The sequence below is a fragment of the Peribacillus muralis genome (assembly GCF_001645685.2).
Taxonomy (GTDB): domain Bacteria; phylum Bacillota; class Bacilli; order Bacillales; family DSM-1321; genus Peribacillus; species Peribacillus muralis_A.
The window spans coordinates 4,808,823-4,823,999 of sequence record NZ_CP017080.1 but is presented as its reverse complement, the minus strand read 5'-3'; the positions used below and the strand labels follow the sequence as shown (position 1 = coordinate 4,823,999).

Below are 15,177 nucleotides of genomic sequence, written 5' to 3'. Positions count from 1 at the left end.
AATTGAAGGGTATTGGTGTACAGGTATATAATACATAATATGACTTGTCATGGAGGGAATGATGGAGGAAAATGAATGAGAATGAAACGGCCATTTTTGCAGGAGGTTGTTTTTGGTGCATGGTCGCTCCCTTCGATGAAAGAGATGGAATTATTGAAGTGACATCAGGCTATACGGGAGGAGTTGCTCCCAACCCAAGTTATAAACAAGTGATTACCGGATCGACTGATCACGTTGAAGCAGTTCAAGTGTTATTCGATCGATCGATCATTTCATATAAAGAATTAGTCGAGATATTTTGGCGACAAATCGATCCCACAGATGCTGGCGGCCAATTTTCCGATAGGGGACAGCCGTACAAGGCAGCCATTTTCTATTGTAATGAGCGCCAGAAGCGTGAAGCCGAACGATCAAAGGGAGAATTGATGATGAGCGGTCGGTTTGAGAAGCCGATAGTCACGGATATTTTACCAGCGGGAAAATTTTATGCAGCTGAAGAGTATCATCAGCAATTCCATCTGAAAAATCAATTTCGCTATGGCTTATATCGAAAAGGCTCAGGACGGGAAGCCTTCATAAAAGAAAATTGGCCTAAGGATAACGCCCATCTTAGAGATGAGTTGACCGAGACCCAGTTCCATGTCACCCAGGAAAATGGTACGGAGCCGCCTTTTGATAATGCCTATTGGAATCACTATGAAGAAGGCATTTATGTAGATGTCGTTTCTGGGGAGCCGCTATTCAATTCAAGGGATAAGTATGATAGCGGGTGTGGCTGGCCGAGCTTCACCAAGCCCATCATGTCGGCAAGTGTCAATGAAAGAGTCGATCTCAGCCATCGGATGACCCGCACGGAGGTGCGCAGCAGGGAAGCCGATTCCCACCTTGGCCATGTATTTCCTGACGGACCAGGACCTAAAGGCACAAGATATTGCATGAACTCCGCCGCCCTTCGCTTCATTCCAAGAATCGATATGGAGAAAGAGGGGTATGGGGATTTATTGTTACTTTTTAAGATGAAATAACTTTTTTTGGATAGGGGAACACAAATGGAAAAAGTAGATGGGATTTTATATCGTTACATCCTTGATCATTCATCCATGATTACGGAAAAATGGCTCGCTTTAAGGGAAAAGCAGGTGGGTTCGATCTATTCCGTGGATACCGATGCAGAAGTGGAGAAGCTTCTGAGGAAACAGAACACTTTGACGATCAAGACCGTGACCAGTGCATTACTGGAGGATAAAAGTTCTTTTATTGAGAATATGGAGCAATGGGCGACAATGGTCGCGAAAAGCAGGGTTGAATCGGACACGCCAATTTACGAAGTATTGGAAGCGCTTAATAAAGTGAGGGAAACATACTGGGACTTCATCACCGACCATATGCTTAAGGATGATAATGAAATTGCGAAGGATACAATCATTCGATGGAGCCGGGTCATTAACCAAGCTTTCGATCAATTGAACCGTGAGTTCACTGAGCAGTACTATCTGTTGACCCAAAAACGGCTGCATGCTCAACTTGATTTAATCACTGAATTAGGCTCACCTGTCATCCCGATCGTTGATGCCATGGCGGTGTTGCCTTTGATAGGGGAAATCGATACTTATCGGGCAAAGGAAATCGTGGAAACGACTCCAAGCAAATGCATCAGCAAAAATATTTCTCACCTATTCATCGATTTATCAGGGGTCACACTCCTGGATACGATGGTTGCCCACCAAGTATTTGAATTGATCCGTACCCTTAAATTGTTAGGCATACAATCGACCATTTCCGGAATACGTCCGGAGGTTGCTCAAACGTCGATCCAGCTTGGCCTCGATTTCAGCCAGGTTTTGACCTATAGCACACTAAAGCAGGCCCTTACCAAGCAAGGGGTCAAACTTACGAGCGAAAATAAGTAAAGAACCAGTGCCCGCGGGGGCCTGGTTCTTTTTTGGGATTTACATCTTGAATGAACTTTTCAATCCGACAATTTGGTTGAATACCAAGTGATCGGATTTCGTAAGCTTGCTATCGACATTGTAGTAGCCATGCCTGAAGAATTGGAATTTGTCCTGAGGCTGAACGTCTTTCATATTAGGTTCGACGAAGCCTTGTAAAACTTCGATCGATTCTGGATTAACCCGCTCCAAGAATGTTTTTTCTTCTTCATCTTCCGCTGCGGTATCCAAGATCAAAGGTTGGTAGTTGCGGAATTCCGCTGAAATTGCTTGTGAAGCCTCAACCCAGTGCAAGGTGCCTTTTACCTTACGGCCTGTAAAGCCCGATCCGCTTTTCGTTTCAATATCATACGTGCAGCGAAGCTCAATGACATTACCATTGTCGTCCTTTATCACTTCTTCACATTTTATGAAATAAGCGTGCTTTAAACGAACTTCATTACCCGGGAAAAGACGGAAATATTTTTTCGGCGGGTTTTCCATGAAGTCGTCTTGTTCGATATATATCTCACGAGAGAATGGGATTTTACGCATGCCCATTTCCGGAACTTCCGGATTGACTTCAGCATCCAGCCATTCAACCTCGCCTTCCGGATAATTGGTGATGACCACTTTAAGCGGGTTTAATACAGCCATGGTCCGTGGAGCTTTCAGCTTAAGATCCTCCCGTACGAAATGATCGAGCATTTGGGAGTCCACGACACCGCTCGTTTTTGCGACACCAATTTCTTGGCAGAAAGCACGAATGGCCTCGGGTGTATAGCCGCGCCTGCGTAAGCCTGATATGGTAGGCATCCGAGGATCGTCCCAGCCGTCGACGAAGCCTTCATCGACTAACTGCTTCAGCTTTCTTTTACTCATCACGGTATTGGTCAGATTAAGGCGGCCAAATTCATATTGTTGCGGTTTGCTGTCCATTTCACAATTTTCGACGATCCAGTCATAAAGCGGGCGTTGATCCTCGAACTCAAGTGTACAAATCGAGTGAGTGACTCCCTCTATGGCATCTTCTATTGGGTGGGCAAAAGCATACATCGGATAAATGCACCACTTATTGCCGGTATTATGATGCTCGGTATGGGAAATGCGATAGATGACAGGATCGCGCAGATTGATGTTGGGTGAGCTCATATCGATTTTTGCACGCAATACCTTTGTGCCGTTTTCGAATTCACCGTTGCGCATCCGATCAAATAGGTCAAGATTTTCCTCGACAGTACGATTGCGGTAAGGGCTGTCTTTGCCAGGCTCTGTCAGCGTGCCGCGGTATTCCCGGATTTGCTCGGCATTAAGGTCGTCCACATACGCCAACCCTTTATTGATGAGCAGCACAGCCCGTTTGAACATTTCATCGAAATAGTCGGAAGCGAAGAAAAGATTGTCCCAATCGTAACCGAGCCATTTAACGTCTTCCTTGATGGAATTAACATACTCGATGTCTTCCTTCAATGGATTCGTATCATCGAAGCGCAGGTTTGTTTTGCCGTTGAAATCATCGGCCACCCCAAAATTCAAAATGATGGATTTGGCATGCCCGATATGCAGATATCCATTTGGCTCAGGAGGGAAGCGTGTGATGATATGATCATGTTTTCCGGTCTCCAGATCATCTTTTATGATCGTTTTAATAAAATTCGAAGCGTTATTTTCCAACTGAATTCGACCTCTTTCATTTATATACTTCTTTTAATTTTACCTGTATATATACCATAAATACAGATATTTTTCCATGTTCGGGCCGGAAACGGGGTTTATTCATCAAGTATATAGTTTGCGTCTTCAAAAAGAAAATATCCTTGGAACACTGCTTTTATGGGTTAATGACCAATAAGTGGAAAATAAAATGAGCAATACAGGAACTCCCCTGTATTGCTCATAATGACGTCGGTTCTAGGCCGGATTATTCCCGATCTAGGCCGGAATAACGGTGGTTTAGGACGAATTATTTCCGTATTAGGACGGAAAACCGGCAACGAAGGACGAATTCTCCCTGCCAAATCAAAAGATTGTCGTTTGCAGGAATTCCTTTGTCCGCTCTTCTTTTGGATTTGTGAAGAAATCTTTGGGCGGACCGCTTTCGACAACCCGGCCGTCATGCATGAAGACGATCCAATCGCCAACATCACGGGCAAAGCTCATTTCATGCGTTACGACCACCATGGTCATCCCTTCCAGGGCAAGCTCCTTCATCGTAGTAAGAACCTCGCCGACAAGCTCGGGATCGAGGGCGGAGGTAGGCTCATCAAATAGCAGGATATCAGGCTTCATCGCAAGCGCACGGGCGATGGCAACACGCTGTTTCTGCCCGCCCGAGAGCTTGCTTGGATAGACATCAGCCTTATCTGATAAGCCCACTTTGGCAAGCAATGCTTTGGCTTCCTCAACCGCCTGGACCTTCGGGACTTTTTTGACATGGGTGGGTGCTTCAATGACATTTTCTAGCACCGTCATATGCGGGAAGAGATGGAAATGCTGAAAGACCATTCCGACTTTCGCGCGGATTTCATTGATATCATGGGTGCCCGGCTTGACCTCGGTCCCCTCAATGAGGATCTGCCCGCTGTCTTTCTTCTCCAAGTAATTCAAGCAGCGAAGCAGGGTACTTTTCCCGGAGCCGCTTGGACCGATCAAACAAACCACATCGCTATCCAATACCTTCATATCAATATCTTTAAGAACATGCAGGTCGCCGTACGATTTATTTAGATTCCTGATGCGAATCATTTCTTTTTGTTCCATTTCAATTCCTCCTATCGATCACTGATGGACAGTTTCTTTTCGAATAAATTGACGGCAATGGTCAGTAATGCCACAAGAATCAAGTAGTAGACCGCTACGATCAATAAATACGTCATTTCATCGAAATTATTCGAGCCTAGAGTGGTGGCTACGTTAAACAGCTCATTCATGGATATGAAGGCGGCCAAAGATGAATCCTTCAGTCCGATGATGAATTGGTTGCCAAGCGGCGGCAATGCGCGGCGGAAGGCCTGCGGCAGGATGATCCTCCGCAAAGTGAGTGATTTGCTCATGCCAAGGGAGCGCCCGGCTTCCATTTGTCCTTTATCGATCGATTGAATCGTACCGCGCAATATTTCAGAGATATACGCTCCGTTATGGAAGGCAAGGGCGAGTGATGCCGCCCAGAAGTCAGGCAATAAGAAAAGATTGCTGATACCGAAGTAGAGGATGAAAATTTGGACGATCAGCGGTGTTCCCCGCACGAGGAATACATAAGCATCCGAAATCCAGGCAAGGATCTTTATATTGGAAATTTTTAAAAGGGCAAAAAGCAAACCGATGACGATCCCTACAATAATGGAAACTACCGTCAGTTCCAATGTGAGGAGCATGGCACGGATGAACACGTCCGACGAGCTAAATAATGTATCGAAAAAATGTGAAAAACTTGGCAATGTAATGACTCCCTTTCTATCAATCTTTATTCCGGCTTAGTAGTGATGTCCTCACCAAAGTACTTTTTGCTGATCCTCGCGAGCGTTCCGTCTTTCCGGAGGTTCTCAAGTGCTTCATTGATCCGTTTTAGCAGCTGGGGATTGTCGCTTGGCAGCACGATCGCCTGCTCGCTCCGGTCGATCAATTGCCGTCCCTTAACGTCGAAGCCTTCCTTGGCTGCTTCCTTGCCGGTGACGAAATCGGTGATGACGGCATCATGTCGTCCTTCGCTCAACGCCTTAAGGGCGGTGACATCACTGTCATACGTTTTTACATGGTTTGTATACTTTTCTGCTGTAGTTGCATATGTAGAGCCTTTCGAAGCGGCAACTTCCTTACCCTTTAAATCCTCAACCGTTTTAATATCGCTATCGGATCTGACGAAGATTTGCGGCCCCGAGTAATAATAGGGGGTCGAGAAGGCAACATGCTTACTTCGTTCCTCATTGATCGTATGGCTGGCGACCGCGGCATCCGCCCGGCCGGTTTTGACACCTTCGACGATTCCTTTGAACTTGATCCGTTTTGGGACTGGCTCAAGGTTAAGCTCCTTGGCGATGGCATCGCCCACTTCAATATCGAAACCCGTTACGGTCATGTCATCATTGACATAACTGAATGGCTTGAATTCACCTGAAGCAGCGAAAACAAACTGGTCCTTATCAATCAGCTTACTCCCATCCTTTAGCTGATCCTTTTCGGCACAGCCGGATAAAAGCCCAAGAATAACCAGTATGGATAGAATGAATGTAACGGATGATTTCATGATAATCTCATTTCTCCCTTCAAAAAAACTAATCGAAAGGTCTATACCCTTCCGTGATAGTGAATAACCTTATTTTATTGGAAAAGTAAACTGAATATTACGAAAGTATTAGTGGGAGGAGGGGGTAGCTTCAGAGGACTTAAGTGGAAACTAGTGTCGTGTATTTAATTCACTTCATATCATTCTCTTTATATGCTCAAAACTGAAACCTATTGTTCCAATGTTGGAACGCGTAAAAGTTTACTTATTAATATAATTAATTTTAAAGAAGATGATATGGGTGCATCTTAGTTGATCCCTTACAATGATCTTTGCCGAGGATGTTGGCCTTATTTAGAGAAAAAAGCATATAAAGAGGCTGCAAAATTACTTATTATGATTGGTATTGGAGGAAATGTTGTTGGTCTTACTGATTCTTATCATGGTATGGTGTGACTTGTGTTGGTAAATAAAGTAATACACATATGTAAAAAAGGAGTGTTACATTGACTTACAAATTAAAACTTACTTATATCGTATTATTCGTATTACTTCCTGTTTTATATCTAATTAGTTCATTTATTGTAAGGTATCTTCTACAGGGTGGAGAATTCTCATTATTCTTTAGTGATAACTTCGGCATTCTAGGTATTTATTATGTTTTAGTAAGCATCATTTTTATGATTGCTACAAACATTAAAAATGTAAGTCTGAAAGATATGTAATCTAAATTGTATCTCACTTAAATGAAAAAAGGACAATTTCAAAACCAACCTTCTATATAATTGGTGATCAGCAGGACTTTGATTGGTTGTTTAATAGCGGTGGTTCGAATAATGATTGCCACGACTAGAGGGCTGGTTGGCTCAATTTTTTGAGTGCTATTGCCTAATTCAACCTTGCTTGGGGGTATACTGGTTAAGGTAACGGTTATTGTACCGTGTTCTTGCCATTAGTTAAATTTTTTAGATTTTTTATAAAAAAGGGAGGTCTTTTGGTGGGAGATATTATTTGGCAATTGTTGAATTTTGGAGGACTTTTGTTATTTATATATGTATTAGTTCTTGTGTTTAAAAAGGTAAGAGGTAAGGAGATACATAAATGAAGGAAACTATGGATGTTTTGTAGGCCAGTTGCACCACATTGTAGGTGTACGATTACGATACCTTTTACATAAAGATGAGGTAAATATATGCTGCTGCGGTACATAATTATATTTATAATAGGCTTCTTATCGACTTTCATTATTCAAGATGATTTTTTCAACCAGTATAACCTTATGCTAAATATATTTTTTAGAATTACTTGGGCTTTATTTTTCTTACTAATTATTTGGTTGCTGCAAAAAAATCAAAAGAAAAGTGATTTATGGGCCAATTTATATATTTTTACTTTTAGTTATTAACAATATCTTTCATTACTTATTTGTTTGTGGGATTCTATATGGCGGGAAATGGTTATTATATGGATCAACATCCAGAGTATAACTTAGTGTTTCATGGTTATGGATTTCCGGATTTAATTTTATTGGCTTTCCCATATATATTTTTATCTCTAGCTGCAAGTTTAGGAGAGAAAAAACAAAATAAATAATTTAAAAGCATAGAGACACGTCTTTAGCTATTTGTAAGTAACATACTGGCTGTTCCAAAAGGTAGTAAAACCGGAAGAGAATAAAAAGAAGAGGCTGTAAATGCTCATTTAGCAGCATATACAGACTCCTTTTTAGACCTTTATCCACCGTGAGTTACGGAAGTTCCGCCTCTATATCTCCAAACTGGCTATTAAGAGTTAGATTATTTATTACGCTTTTTTCTTTTTACCAAAAGGACAATGAAAGAAATTAACGCAACAAATAATATGAAGATAGTAATTTGATATCCAACATCAAACCAATTCACAACTGTTTCATTCATGCAATGCCTCCTGAATCATTTTCAACAACCCAGTGATTTAAGCGTTTTCTAGATAAGTAATAACCGAAAAATTAACTATTTTTTGAGATTTTATGTAAAGTATATAAAGCGTATATGATGGCTGATATAGATATAACTATTAAAAATAAAGTATGAAGATGTTATATCCATATAATCTTCTCTCAACCCCATTAAAGTTTTTATCAATAGAGAACTCTGAATATCATTCACAAATTCGGACGTATGAAAAGGGCTCGAATTTGTTCTAAGTAATTGAACGAGCTGGAAGAGAAATGTAGAAAAATTAGTGAACTTTTTAAACAATTTAAAGAGTTCAATTGAAAGCCTTATCTATGAATTATAGGCGACGTTTGTGAACGCTTATTTTTATTCCTTCATTTTTCTTCGTTTGCTTCATTATAAGGAATTATTTTACAAGACCTTGTGTTATCTTCTTTTTAATACAATAGCTAGTATTAAAGAAAGCTGCAGTGAAATGATAATTAAGAAAGACAACATATAATCACTATCTAACGATGCATCATAGCTAAGGATAAAAAATAACCCTACAGAAATGGTTAGAATGAAAATAAAATTAATAATGATTTGCCTCATGGCCCCTCCCTTTCTAACAACCAATCAATATGACAGAGTTAATCCATATGGCCTTGTATCTGTTGTATTAGTGGGTGTAATGGATAAACCGGCTGGAAAAACGGACACAGAAGGTGAACCAGAAATTCTTTTATGCCCATACTCTATTTTTATATTTATTTTACCATTTTTTGATGTTGGAACATATACGTATTGTCCAATGTACCCCTTATGCTTAGTTTTACTAGTAGAAGCTTTTAAATCATATGAACCAGCAACACCGGCACTTGGTTCCCAATTACTTGGAGAATATTTAATGGCATAATCAATCCATCTCCCATTTCCTTGTTGATCTTGGGAATATCTGTGTTGGTGTTGTTTTACTTTCCCTCCACTGGTTGGTAAATAGAGCCCTGAACTTGAAGGGAAACCAATAGTCATCTTGTCAACTAAATTATTTGAAGGTGTCTTTAACCATTGGAAGTTACCGTATATATAAAATTTATCTTCTTTTTTTCGATCACTAGTTACTTTATATACCGTTCCGCCTAGTTTTAACGTTGAAGCAGCGATGTTTGCAAATGTACGAATTTGCACTTGACCTGGCTTGTTGAATTCTGGCAGATATATATCCATGATTTCTGATCCAGAATCAATAACTTGAGCTTCCTCTTCAATTAATTGTTTCGCAATTGCAACAGGTAAATCCTCGGCTTCTTCTTCAGTATTACCAACTTCATTTACAAGATAATCTAACTCTGTATGTGTTAGTCTCTCTTCGCTAACATTTGTACCATTTTCCTCGGCAAAGCCTTTTGTGGCGAAACCAAAAGAAAATAAAAATAATGCTACTATTGATAAATATTTCATTTATTCCTTCTCCTTTTTCCGTTTAATACTACTATTCGGCCGATTGAGTTTTTGGATGAAAACCTCAACTTGTACTAAAATTAACATGAATATTGCTTTTTTGAGTTCCAATATAAAGATAATAAATTTCATTTTTGGGACAATATTAATTATCAAATATGGTATATATGAGAGAAAAAAAGCTGAAAGGAAGGTTTTCGCTTCCTGTCATACTAACCGATCCTTTTCATCAGCCTATTTGTCCTTTATTCGACGGAACGGTAAGTTGCTGTTCTATGAAAAATGCCAGAAAATATTGTAATGAGAAGCATCATTCAATCCCATATTGATGACCGACTTTAATTCTGCATATGACTTGAAGTATAATGTAGCAAAATAGTAGAAGGGCAGTTGGGAAAATGGTGAGCAACTTTGTGCAAGGTCAATTAGAGGAATTTCGCGAAAAAAATCAAGATCGGGGCCGTTTGATTATAAAATGTCCGGACCAGCCAGGAATCGTTTCGACAGTTACGGCGTTCCTTAAACAATATGATGCCAATATCGTCGAGTTAAGCCAGTATTCGATGAATCCTGAGGGTGGTACGTTTTTCACGAGGATCGAGTTTGATTGTCCGGGATTAAAGGATAGGGCAGCGGAAATGGAAGTGGCCTTTGAAGAAGTTTCGGCAGCCTTTTCAATGGAATGGACGCTTACGCATGTAAGTGATTTGAAGCGGACGGCTATTTTTGTCTCCAAGGAGCCGCATTGCCTGCTTGAATTGCTATGGGAATGGCAAAGTGGGGATTTGTTGGCCGATATCGCTCTTGTCATCAGTAATCATGAAGATACGAGGCAAATTGTCGAATCGATGGGCATTCCTTTTTATTATATTCCTGCAAACAAGGATATTCGTAAGGAAGTCGAGACGAAGCAGCTTGGCCTTCTCGAGGAATTCAATATCGACCTGATTGTGCTGGCTAGATACATGCAGATCTTGACGCCGGATTTCGTAGCGGCCCATCCGAATAAAATCATCAATATCCATCATTCCTTTTTACCTGCATTCATTGGGGCGCGGCCTTATGAGCGGGCATATGACCGGGGTGTCAAGCTGATTGGGGCGACCTCCCATTATGTGACGAATGATTTGGATGAAGGTCCGATCATCGAGCAGGACATCGAACGTGTCGATCATCGTGATTCGGCAGGGGATATGAAGAAAATCGGCCGTTCGGCTGAACGCAGGGTGCTCGCCCGTGCCGTTAAATGGCATTTGGAGGATCGTGTCCTCGTCCATGAAAATAAAACGGTAGTCTTTTAAAGTGGAAAGGGTCCCCTTATTTGCCAAGGGGGTTTCATTTTGTGATTCCCTTTATATATTTGCCTAAATTGAAGAGAGGGAGAGTCCCCCGCGGAAAGCGAGTGCCTCTCGTTACAATCAACCGCTGCATTGTACAAATCATAAAAATAGACAAGCTCAATTTTCATCGAGTTTGTCTATAGTCTGCCCCCTTGGCAAACCAAGGGGGTGTTTTAGTACGTGTATTCGACCCTTACGGAGGCAGTGATGTTCAGTTCCCCGGGCTGGATCGGGGTGGCAGCCATTTTTGCAAAGGAACTCGACTGGTAAAGCATGGGAGATGCCGTTTCGGATACCTCTTCAACCTGGTTGGGAATGGGATTCAATGAGATTCCTATCGTTTGGGCCATGGAGAGCGCTTTTTCGTAAGCATTATTTAATGCGAGCGAAAGTGCTTGGTTATAGTAAGCTTCTGGATTTGATAAGGAAAAGCGAATGCTCGTGACTGTATTGGCGCCGCTTTTGACCGCTGTGTCAAGTAAACTTCCAATTTTTTCGATGTCGGTCGTTTGGACCTGGATGATATGCTGGACTTTATAACTCTTGAACAATTCCTTTCCGTCGATATAATCGTATTGCGGATCGATTCTGTATTCACTCGTTTTCATATGTTCTTCGGGAATGCCCGCGGATTTAAGGGAGGCGATGACATTCGCGATCGCTTGGGAATTGGCCTGCTGTGCCTGCTGCGGGTCTTCATTCTCCGTCATGACCCCAAGGGTGATGGTGGCTTGATCGGGAGCCGCTTGCAGCGTTTCCGAGCCGGAAACCTTCAATGTATGTTCATCATTGCGGGCATTATATCGTTGATTCATTATGACACCAGCCTTTTTAAAGAGATACATAACCTTATTGTACGAAGTATGGGCGGGAAACATGATGAAAATCCAAAAAAACACTCGGCCTGGACCGAGTGCAGTTTACTTATGGATGACTTGGACCCTGCCCACCTGGCCATCGGTCAATCTTACTTTTATTCCATGGGGATGACTGCTGGAGTTGGTTAAAATATCCTTAACCGTTCCGCTTGTCAGCTTACCGCTGCGTTGATCTGCTTTCAGTACAATGTCTACAGACGTGCCTGGTGTAATATCTTTCCGGTTTTTACCGTTCATGCTCGATCTCATCCTTTTTTTGAGTTATTTGCAACGATTCGTTCATGCAGTAACTTCAGTATAAGGAAAACGGCCGACCTAGTCGACCATTAGGTGAGGGCCGTTAACGAATTTTCTTCAATGGCTCGACAGCCGGGCCATCCAGAACCTCCCCGGTGATGGAGAAGCGGGAGGCGTGGCATGGGCAGTCCCATGTACGGTCGCCGCTGTTCCAGACAACCTCACAGCCCATATGTGTACATGTGGAGTCGACGATATGGAGCTGGCCGTCATGATCGCGGTAACAGCCAGCCTTGTCTCCGTCGACCTTCACGATTGCCCCTTCATCGATGCCCAAGTCCTCAGGGGATTTATGAATGACAGCCAATTTACCCTTAATCATATGCTTCGCTACATCGGCATTGTCTTCGACCATATTCATCAAACCCTTTAAGCGGGAAGGGTTATACAAATCGGCATACCGATTTTCCTTTTGCAAAATATGGTCGGTCATGATCTTGGCGGCGATCGATCCATTGGTCATGCCCCATTTCGCGTAACCGGTAGCAATGAGGACGTTTGGATGATTGGGGGTCACCGGACCGACGAAGGGAATCTTATCCGGTGTCACGATATCTTGTGCCGACCAGCGATAAGGAATATCCGTAACATCGAAATAGGTGGAGCTGAAGTCCTTCAAAGCTTCATAATGCTCGATCGTCGAGACTCCCTGCCCCGTCTTATGGCCATCTCCGCCGACAAGGATCAGTTTTTCGCCATCGTCTCCTTCCGTGTAGCGAAGGGAACGTGAAGGGCTGTCTGCACAATAATACATGCCGCCGGGATACTCCCGCTCGGTCCTTATAGCCAGCACATACGACCTTTTTACATGTACACGTGCGAAATATAGGCCAGTCTCATCATTGAAAGGGAAGTGGGAAGCCACGATTACTTGCTTGCTTTTTATGCTATGCCCCGTATCAGTCAAGACGGTCGGTGGATCGCCGTCTTCAATCTTCATTGCCGTTGTATATTCGTAAATTGTGCCGCCAGCTTCCTGGATTGTGGAGATCAGCGCCGTTAAATATTTCAACGGGTGGAACTGGGCTTGATCCTTCATGATCACGGCCGCTTTGCAAGGGAAGGAGAATGGGATTTCGTCGGTGTAATCACCCCTAATGCCAAGCTTTTGATAGGCTTTCAGTTCCTTTTGGATTTTGTTTTTATATTCCTCGGTATTTGCGTAGACATAAGCATCCTGAGCGGTCAGGTTACAGTCGATGGAATGCTCGGCGACCAGGTCCTTGATCAGCTGCATCCCTTCAGCATTCGCTTCATAATAAAGCTTGGCCTTCCCTGCTCCATGATCCGTAATCAATTGATCGTAAATGAGGCCATGCTGGGCCGTGATTTTCGCTGTCGTGTGTCCTGTCGTTCCATTAAGTATTTTGCCTGCATCAATCAGTGTGACCTTTACTCCCTGCTTTGCTAGAAGGTAAGCAGAAGTGATTCCAGTAATTCCGCCGCCGACGATCAAGATATCTGTGGTGATATCCGAATCCAACTTAGAAAACGAGGGCAAATTTATTGCCTTGCGCCAAAAGGGCTCCGGAAATTGAGGAAGATCTGTATTTGTCTCAGTCATTTAAATACCTCCATTACAGTCCAATAGTGAATTGTCCATTTATTACCATGCCCAAATCCACCTTTTATACGCTTGTTTTTTGAAGAAGGGAGGTGTTAATGAAATACATTATTTGGTTGTTTACAAAAACGTAAACATGTAAACAGAAAAAGATGATTTGTACACAAAAACGTAAACATGTTTACAATCATGTACACATGGCTATATATATGGTGTGTACATATTTGTTCCTATTGTAAACAATTTGAAAACATTTCGACAAATATAGCTACAACTTATGAAGGATTGACTATCGTGGGAGTTTTTTCTATCCTTGAGAAGAATGCTTCACTTAAATTTTTTCTATGAAAAAGGGGATGTTTTTAGATGAGTTCTAGAATCGCAGCAGTAGACGTAGGTAATGATGCTATCAAAGCTATTTTTGGAAAGTTAGAGTCAGAGCTATATATACCGAATGTCATTGCAAAGGACATAGAAGATCGCCCGGTCATCGGGATTGAGGAACTTGATGAAAAAAACCCGCTCGAAGGGATTCATATCAGGGTTCATTCACCAGCCCTGCAAGATAATAATGCCATCTATCGTGTCGGGAATCTGGCGACGAAGAGTGATAACCCAACCGAATTGGATATGGGAAGCAGTAAATCGGAAGAAGATCAAACGTTGGTCATGCTTTTTGCAGCCCTGGCATTGGACGCTGTCAAACAGGGGAACAATGATGTGTTCAAAAAAGTGAACAATGTTGTGGAAGCCAATTATACTCTTGGAACGGGCCTGCCCCTTCGTGAGGTTAAAGAAGGGAAAGACGTCGGCTACCGCTCGAAGCTATTAGGTTCCGTCCATCAGGTGGAATTTTTGATTACCCCTAAATATCAGGGGTTGAAGGTCAATATCAAATTCGATGAGGTAAAGGTCTATCCAGAGGGCTTTGCCGCTTATATCAATTTAGTCATGGATAATGACTTGAATATCATCAACCGTGAATTAATAGATAGAAGAATCCTGATTCAGGATATCGGCGGACTTTCGACGGATATCGCGGTCATTAAAAATCGTAAAGTAGATGACGATAAGGCGCAAGGTTTCAACTTGGGAGTTGCTGAAGCACTGGAGTCGATCCGTGAGGAAATCAGGAAAAAACATGGCGTCGAGCTGGACAGCAGGCGTGATGTCGTCGAAATCATCACGAAGAAAAACGACCGCAATCATATCATGGTCCGCGGAAGCAGGACAAGCGTGCATGATATCGTCGACCGTATTTTAGGTGAGCTTGCGAAGAAACAATATCGCCACCTGCGCAACGTCTGGCAAAAGAATTCGCAAACGGAAATTTGCTATTTTGTTGGCGGGGGTTCGATTGTCCTGAAAGATTACTTGAAAACATTGAACCAAAATTTCGATGGCTATAATATCGACTTTTTCGAAGACGAGCGGGAAAGCGTTTGGATGATGGCAAACGCCTATTATAAATTGATTTCGGACTTCAATCGCAGGAATGCAAAAAAAGAACAAAATCAAGCCCATCCCAAAAGGAAAGAACAAAGAACAGGTTCCATTAAATAGGTGAG

General features: G+C 42.3%; 13 protein-coding genes. 5 read left to right on the top strand and 8 right to left on the bottom strand.

What is annotated here, in order from left to right; genetic code table 11:
- The first annotated feature begins 71 nt into the window (after positions 1-71).
- Together msrB and ABE28_RS23420 are read left to right on the top strand one after the other, a co-directional pair.
- Entirely contained in the window at positions 72-1,025 is a 954-nt protein-coding gene (gene msrB, locus ABE28_RS23425) for a peptide-methionine (R)-S-oxide reductase MsrB (RefSeq protein WP_064467015.1), read from the top strand.
- 24 nt (positions 1,026-1,049) lie between these two features.
- On the top strand, positions 1,050-1,910 hold the full coding sequence (locus ABE28_RS23420) for an STAS domain-containing protein (RefSeq protein ID WP_064467016.1): 861 nt from the start codon (positions 1,050-1,052) through the stop codon (positions 1,908-1,910).
- Between the two features lie 39 nt (positions 1,911-1,949).
- Here ABE28_RS23420 and ABE28_RS23415 read toward each other — a convergent pair whose 3' ends face one another.
- The 4 genes from ABE28_RS23415 to ABE28_RS23400 all read right to left on the bottom strand — a co-directional run bounded on the left by ABE28_RS23415 (position 1,950) and on the right by ABE28_RS23400 (position 6,171).
- A complete protein-coding gene (locus ABE28_RS23415) occupies positions 1,950-3,602 on the bottom strand; it encodes a glutamine--tRNA ligase/YqeY domain fusion protein (protein WP_064467017.1) in 1,653 nt (550 codons plus the stop codon).
- Between the two features lie 345 nt (positions 3,603-3,947).
- Positions 3,948-4,688, bottom strand: coding sequence for an amino acid ABC transporter ATP-binding protein (locus tag ABE28_RS23410; protein ID WP_064467018.1), 741 nt, complete (start codon positions 4,686-4,688; stop codon positions 3,948-3,950).
- A gap of 11 nt (positions 4,689-4,699) precedes the next feature.
- The gene (locus tag ABE28_RS23405) at positions 4,700-5,365 is read right to left on the bottom strand and encodes an amino acid ABC transporter permease (protein WP_064467019.1); all 666 of its coding nucleotides are present in this window, start codon (positions 5,363-5,365) and stop codon (positions 4,700-4,702) included.
- Positions 5,366-5,391: 26 nt separating this feature from the next.
- On the bottom strand, positions 5,392-6,171 hold the full coding sequence (locus ABE28_RS23400; protein WP_064467020.1) for a transporter substrate-binding domain-containing protein: 780 nt from the start codon (positions 6,169-6,171) through the stop codon (positions 5,392-5,394).
- Between the two features lie 1,422 nt (positions 6,172-7,593).
- On the opposite strand from ABE28_RS23400, the gene ABE28_RS25375 reads away from it, so the two are divergent.
- Positions 7,594-7,743 (top strand): hypothetical protein, encoded by a 150-nt coding sequence (locus tag ABE28_RS25375; RefSeq protein ID WP_156775898.1) that lies wholly within the window; start codon positions 7,594-7,596, stop codon positions 7,741-7,743.
- A gap of 962 nt (positions 7,744-8,705) precedes the next feature.
- Here the strand turns inward: ABE28_RS25375 and ABE28_RS23385 are convergent.
- A complete protein-coding gene (locus tag ABE28_RS23385; RefSeq protein ID WP_064467023.1) occupies positions 8,706-9,530 on the bottom strand; it encodes a hypothetical protein in 825 nt (274 codons plus the stop codon).
- Positions 9,531-9,931: 401 nt separating this feature from the next.
- Between ABE28_RS23385 and purU the strand changes: the two genes are divergently transcribed.
- Positions 9,932-10,831 (top strand): formyltetrahydrofolate deformylase, encoded by a 900-nt coding sequence (gene purU / locus ABE28_RS23380; RefSeq protein ID WP_064467297.1) that lies wholly within the window; start codon positions 9,932-9,934, stop codon positions 10,829-10,831.
- A 212-nt stretch (positions 10,832-11,043) separates the two neighbouring features.
- Here the strand turns inward: purU and ABE28_RS23375 are convergent, their stop codons facing one another.
- The 3 genes from ABE28_RS23375 to ABE28_RS23365 all read right to left on the bottom strand — a co-directional run bounded on the left by ABE28_RS23375 (position 11,044) and on the right by ABE28_RS23365 (position 13,609).
- On the bottom strand, positions 11,044-11,685 hold the full coding sequence (locus tag ABE28_RS23375; RefSeq protein ID WP_064467024.1) for an SIMPL domain-containing protein: 642 nt from the start codon (positions 11,683-11,685) through the stop codon (positions 11,044-11,046).
- Positions 11,686-11,790: 105 nt separating this feature from the next.
- On the bottom strand, positions 11,791-11,985 hold the full coding sequence (locus ABE28_RS23370) for a YwbE family protein (RefSeq protein ID WP_057914066.1): 195 nt from the start codon (positions 11,983-11,985) through the stop codon (positions 11,791-11,793).
- 103 nt (positions 11,986-12,088) lie between these two features.
- Positions 12,089-13,609 (bottom strand): FAD-dependent oxidoreductase, encoded by a 1,521-nt coding sequence (locus ABE28_RS23365; protein ID WP_064467025.1) that lies wholly within the window; start codon positions 13,607-13,609, stop codon positions 12,089-12,091.
- A gap of 366 nt (positions 13,610-13,975) precedes the next feature.
- On the opposite strand from ABE28_RS23365, the gene ABE28_RS23360 reads away from it, so the two are divergent.
- Positions 13,976-15,172 carry a ParM/StbA family protein gene (locus tag ABE28_RS23360; protein ID WP_064467026.1) on the top strand — a complete coding sequence of 399 codons (1,197 nt, stop codon included), beginning with the start codon at positions 13,976-13,978 and terminating at the stop codon, positions 15,170-15,172.
- The last annotated feature ends 5 nt before the right edge of the window (positions 15,173-15,177 follow it).

What these genes read in the sequence shown, in the direction of transcription:
- ABE28_RS25375 (WP_156775898.1), top strand. Translation starts at nt 7,594, where the DNA reads ATGGCGGGAAATGGTTATTATATGGATCAACATCCAGAGTATAACTTA.
- msrB (WP_064467015.1), top strand. Translation starts at nt 72, where the DNA reads ATGAATGAGAATGAAACGGCCATTTTTGCAGGAGGTTGTTTTTGGTGC.
- ABE28_RS23410 (WP_064467018.1), bottom strand. Translation starts at nt 4,688, where the DNA reads ATGGAACAAAAAGAAATGATTCGCATCAGGAATCTAAATAAATCGTAC.
- ABE28_RS23400 (WP_064467020.1), bottom strand. Translation starts at nt 6,171, where the DNA reads ATGAAATCATCCGTTACATTCATTCTATCCATACTGGTTATTCTTGGG.
- ABE28_RS23375 (WP_064467024.1), bottom strand. Translation starts at nt 11,685, where the DNA reads ATGAATCAACGATATAATGCCCGCAATGATGAACATACATTGAAGGTT.
- ABE28_RS23385 (WP_064467023.1), bottom strand. Translation starts at nt 9,530, where the DNA reads ATGAAATATTTATCAATAGTAGCATTATTTTTATTTTCTTTTGGTTTC.
- ABE28_RS23370 (WP_057914066.1), bottom strand. Translation starts at nt 11,985, where the DNA reads ATGAACGGTAAAAACCGGAAAGATATTACACCAGGCACGTCTGTAGAC.
- ABE28_RS23420 (WP_064467016.1), top strand. Translation starts at nt 1,050, where the DNA reads ATGGAAAAAGTAGATGGGATTTTATATCGTTACATCCTTGATCATTCA.
- ABE28_RS23365 (WP_064467025.1), bottom strand. Translation starts at nt 13,609, where the DNA reads ATGACTGAGACAAATACAGATCTTCCTCAATTTCCGGAGCCCTTTTGG.
- ABE28_RS23360 (WP_064467026.1), top strand. Translation starts at nt 13,976, where the DNA reads ATGAGTTCTAGAATCGCAGCAGTAGACGTAGGTAATGATGCTATCAAA.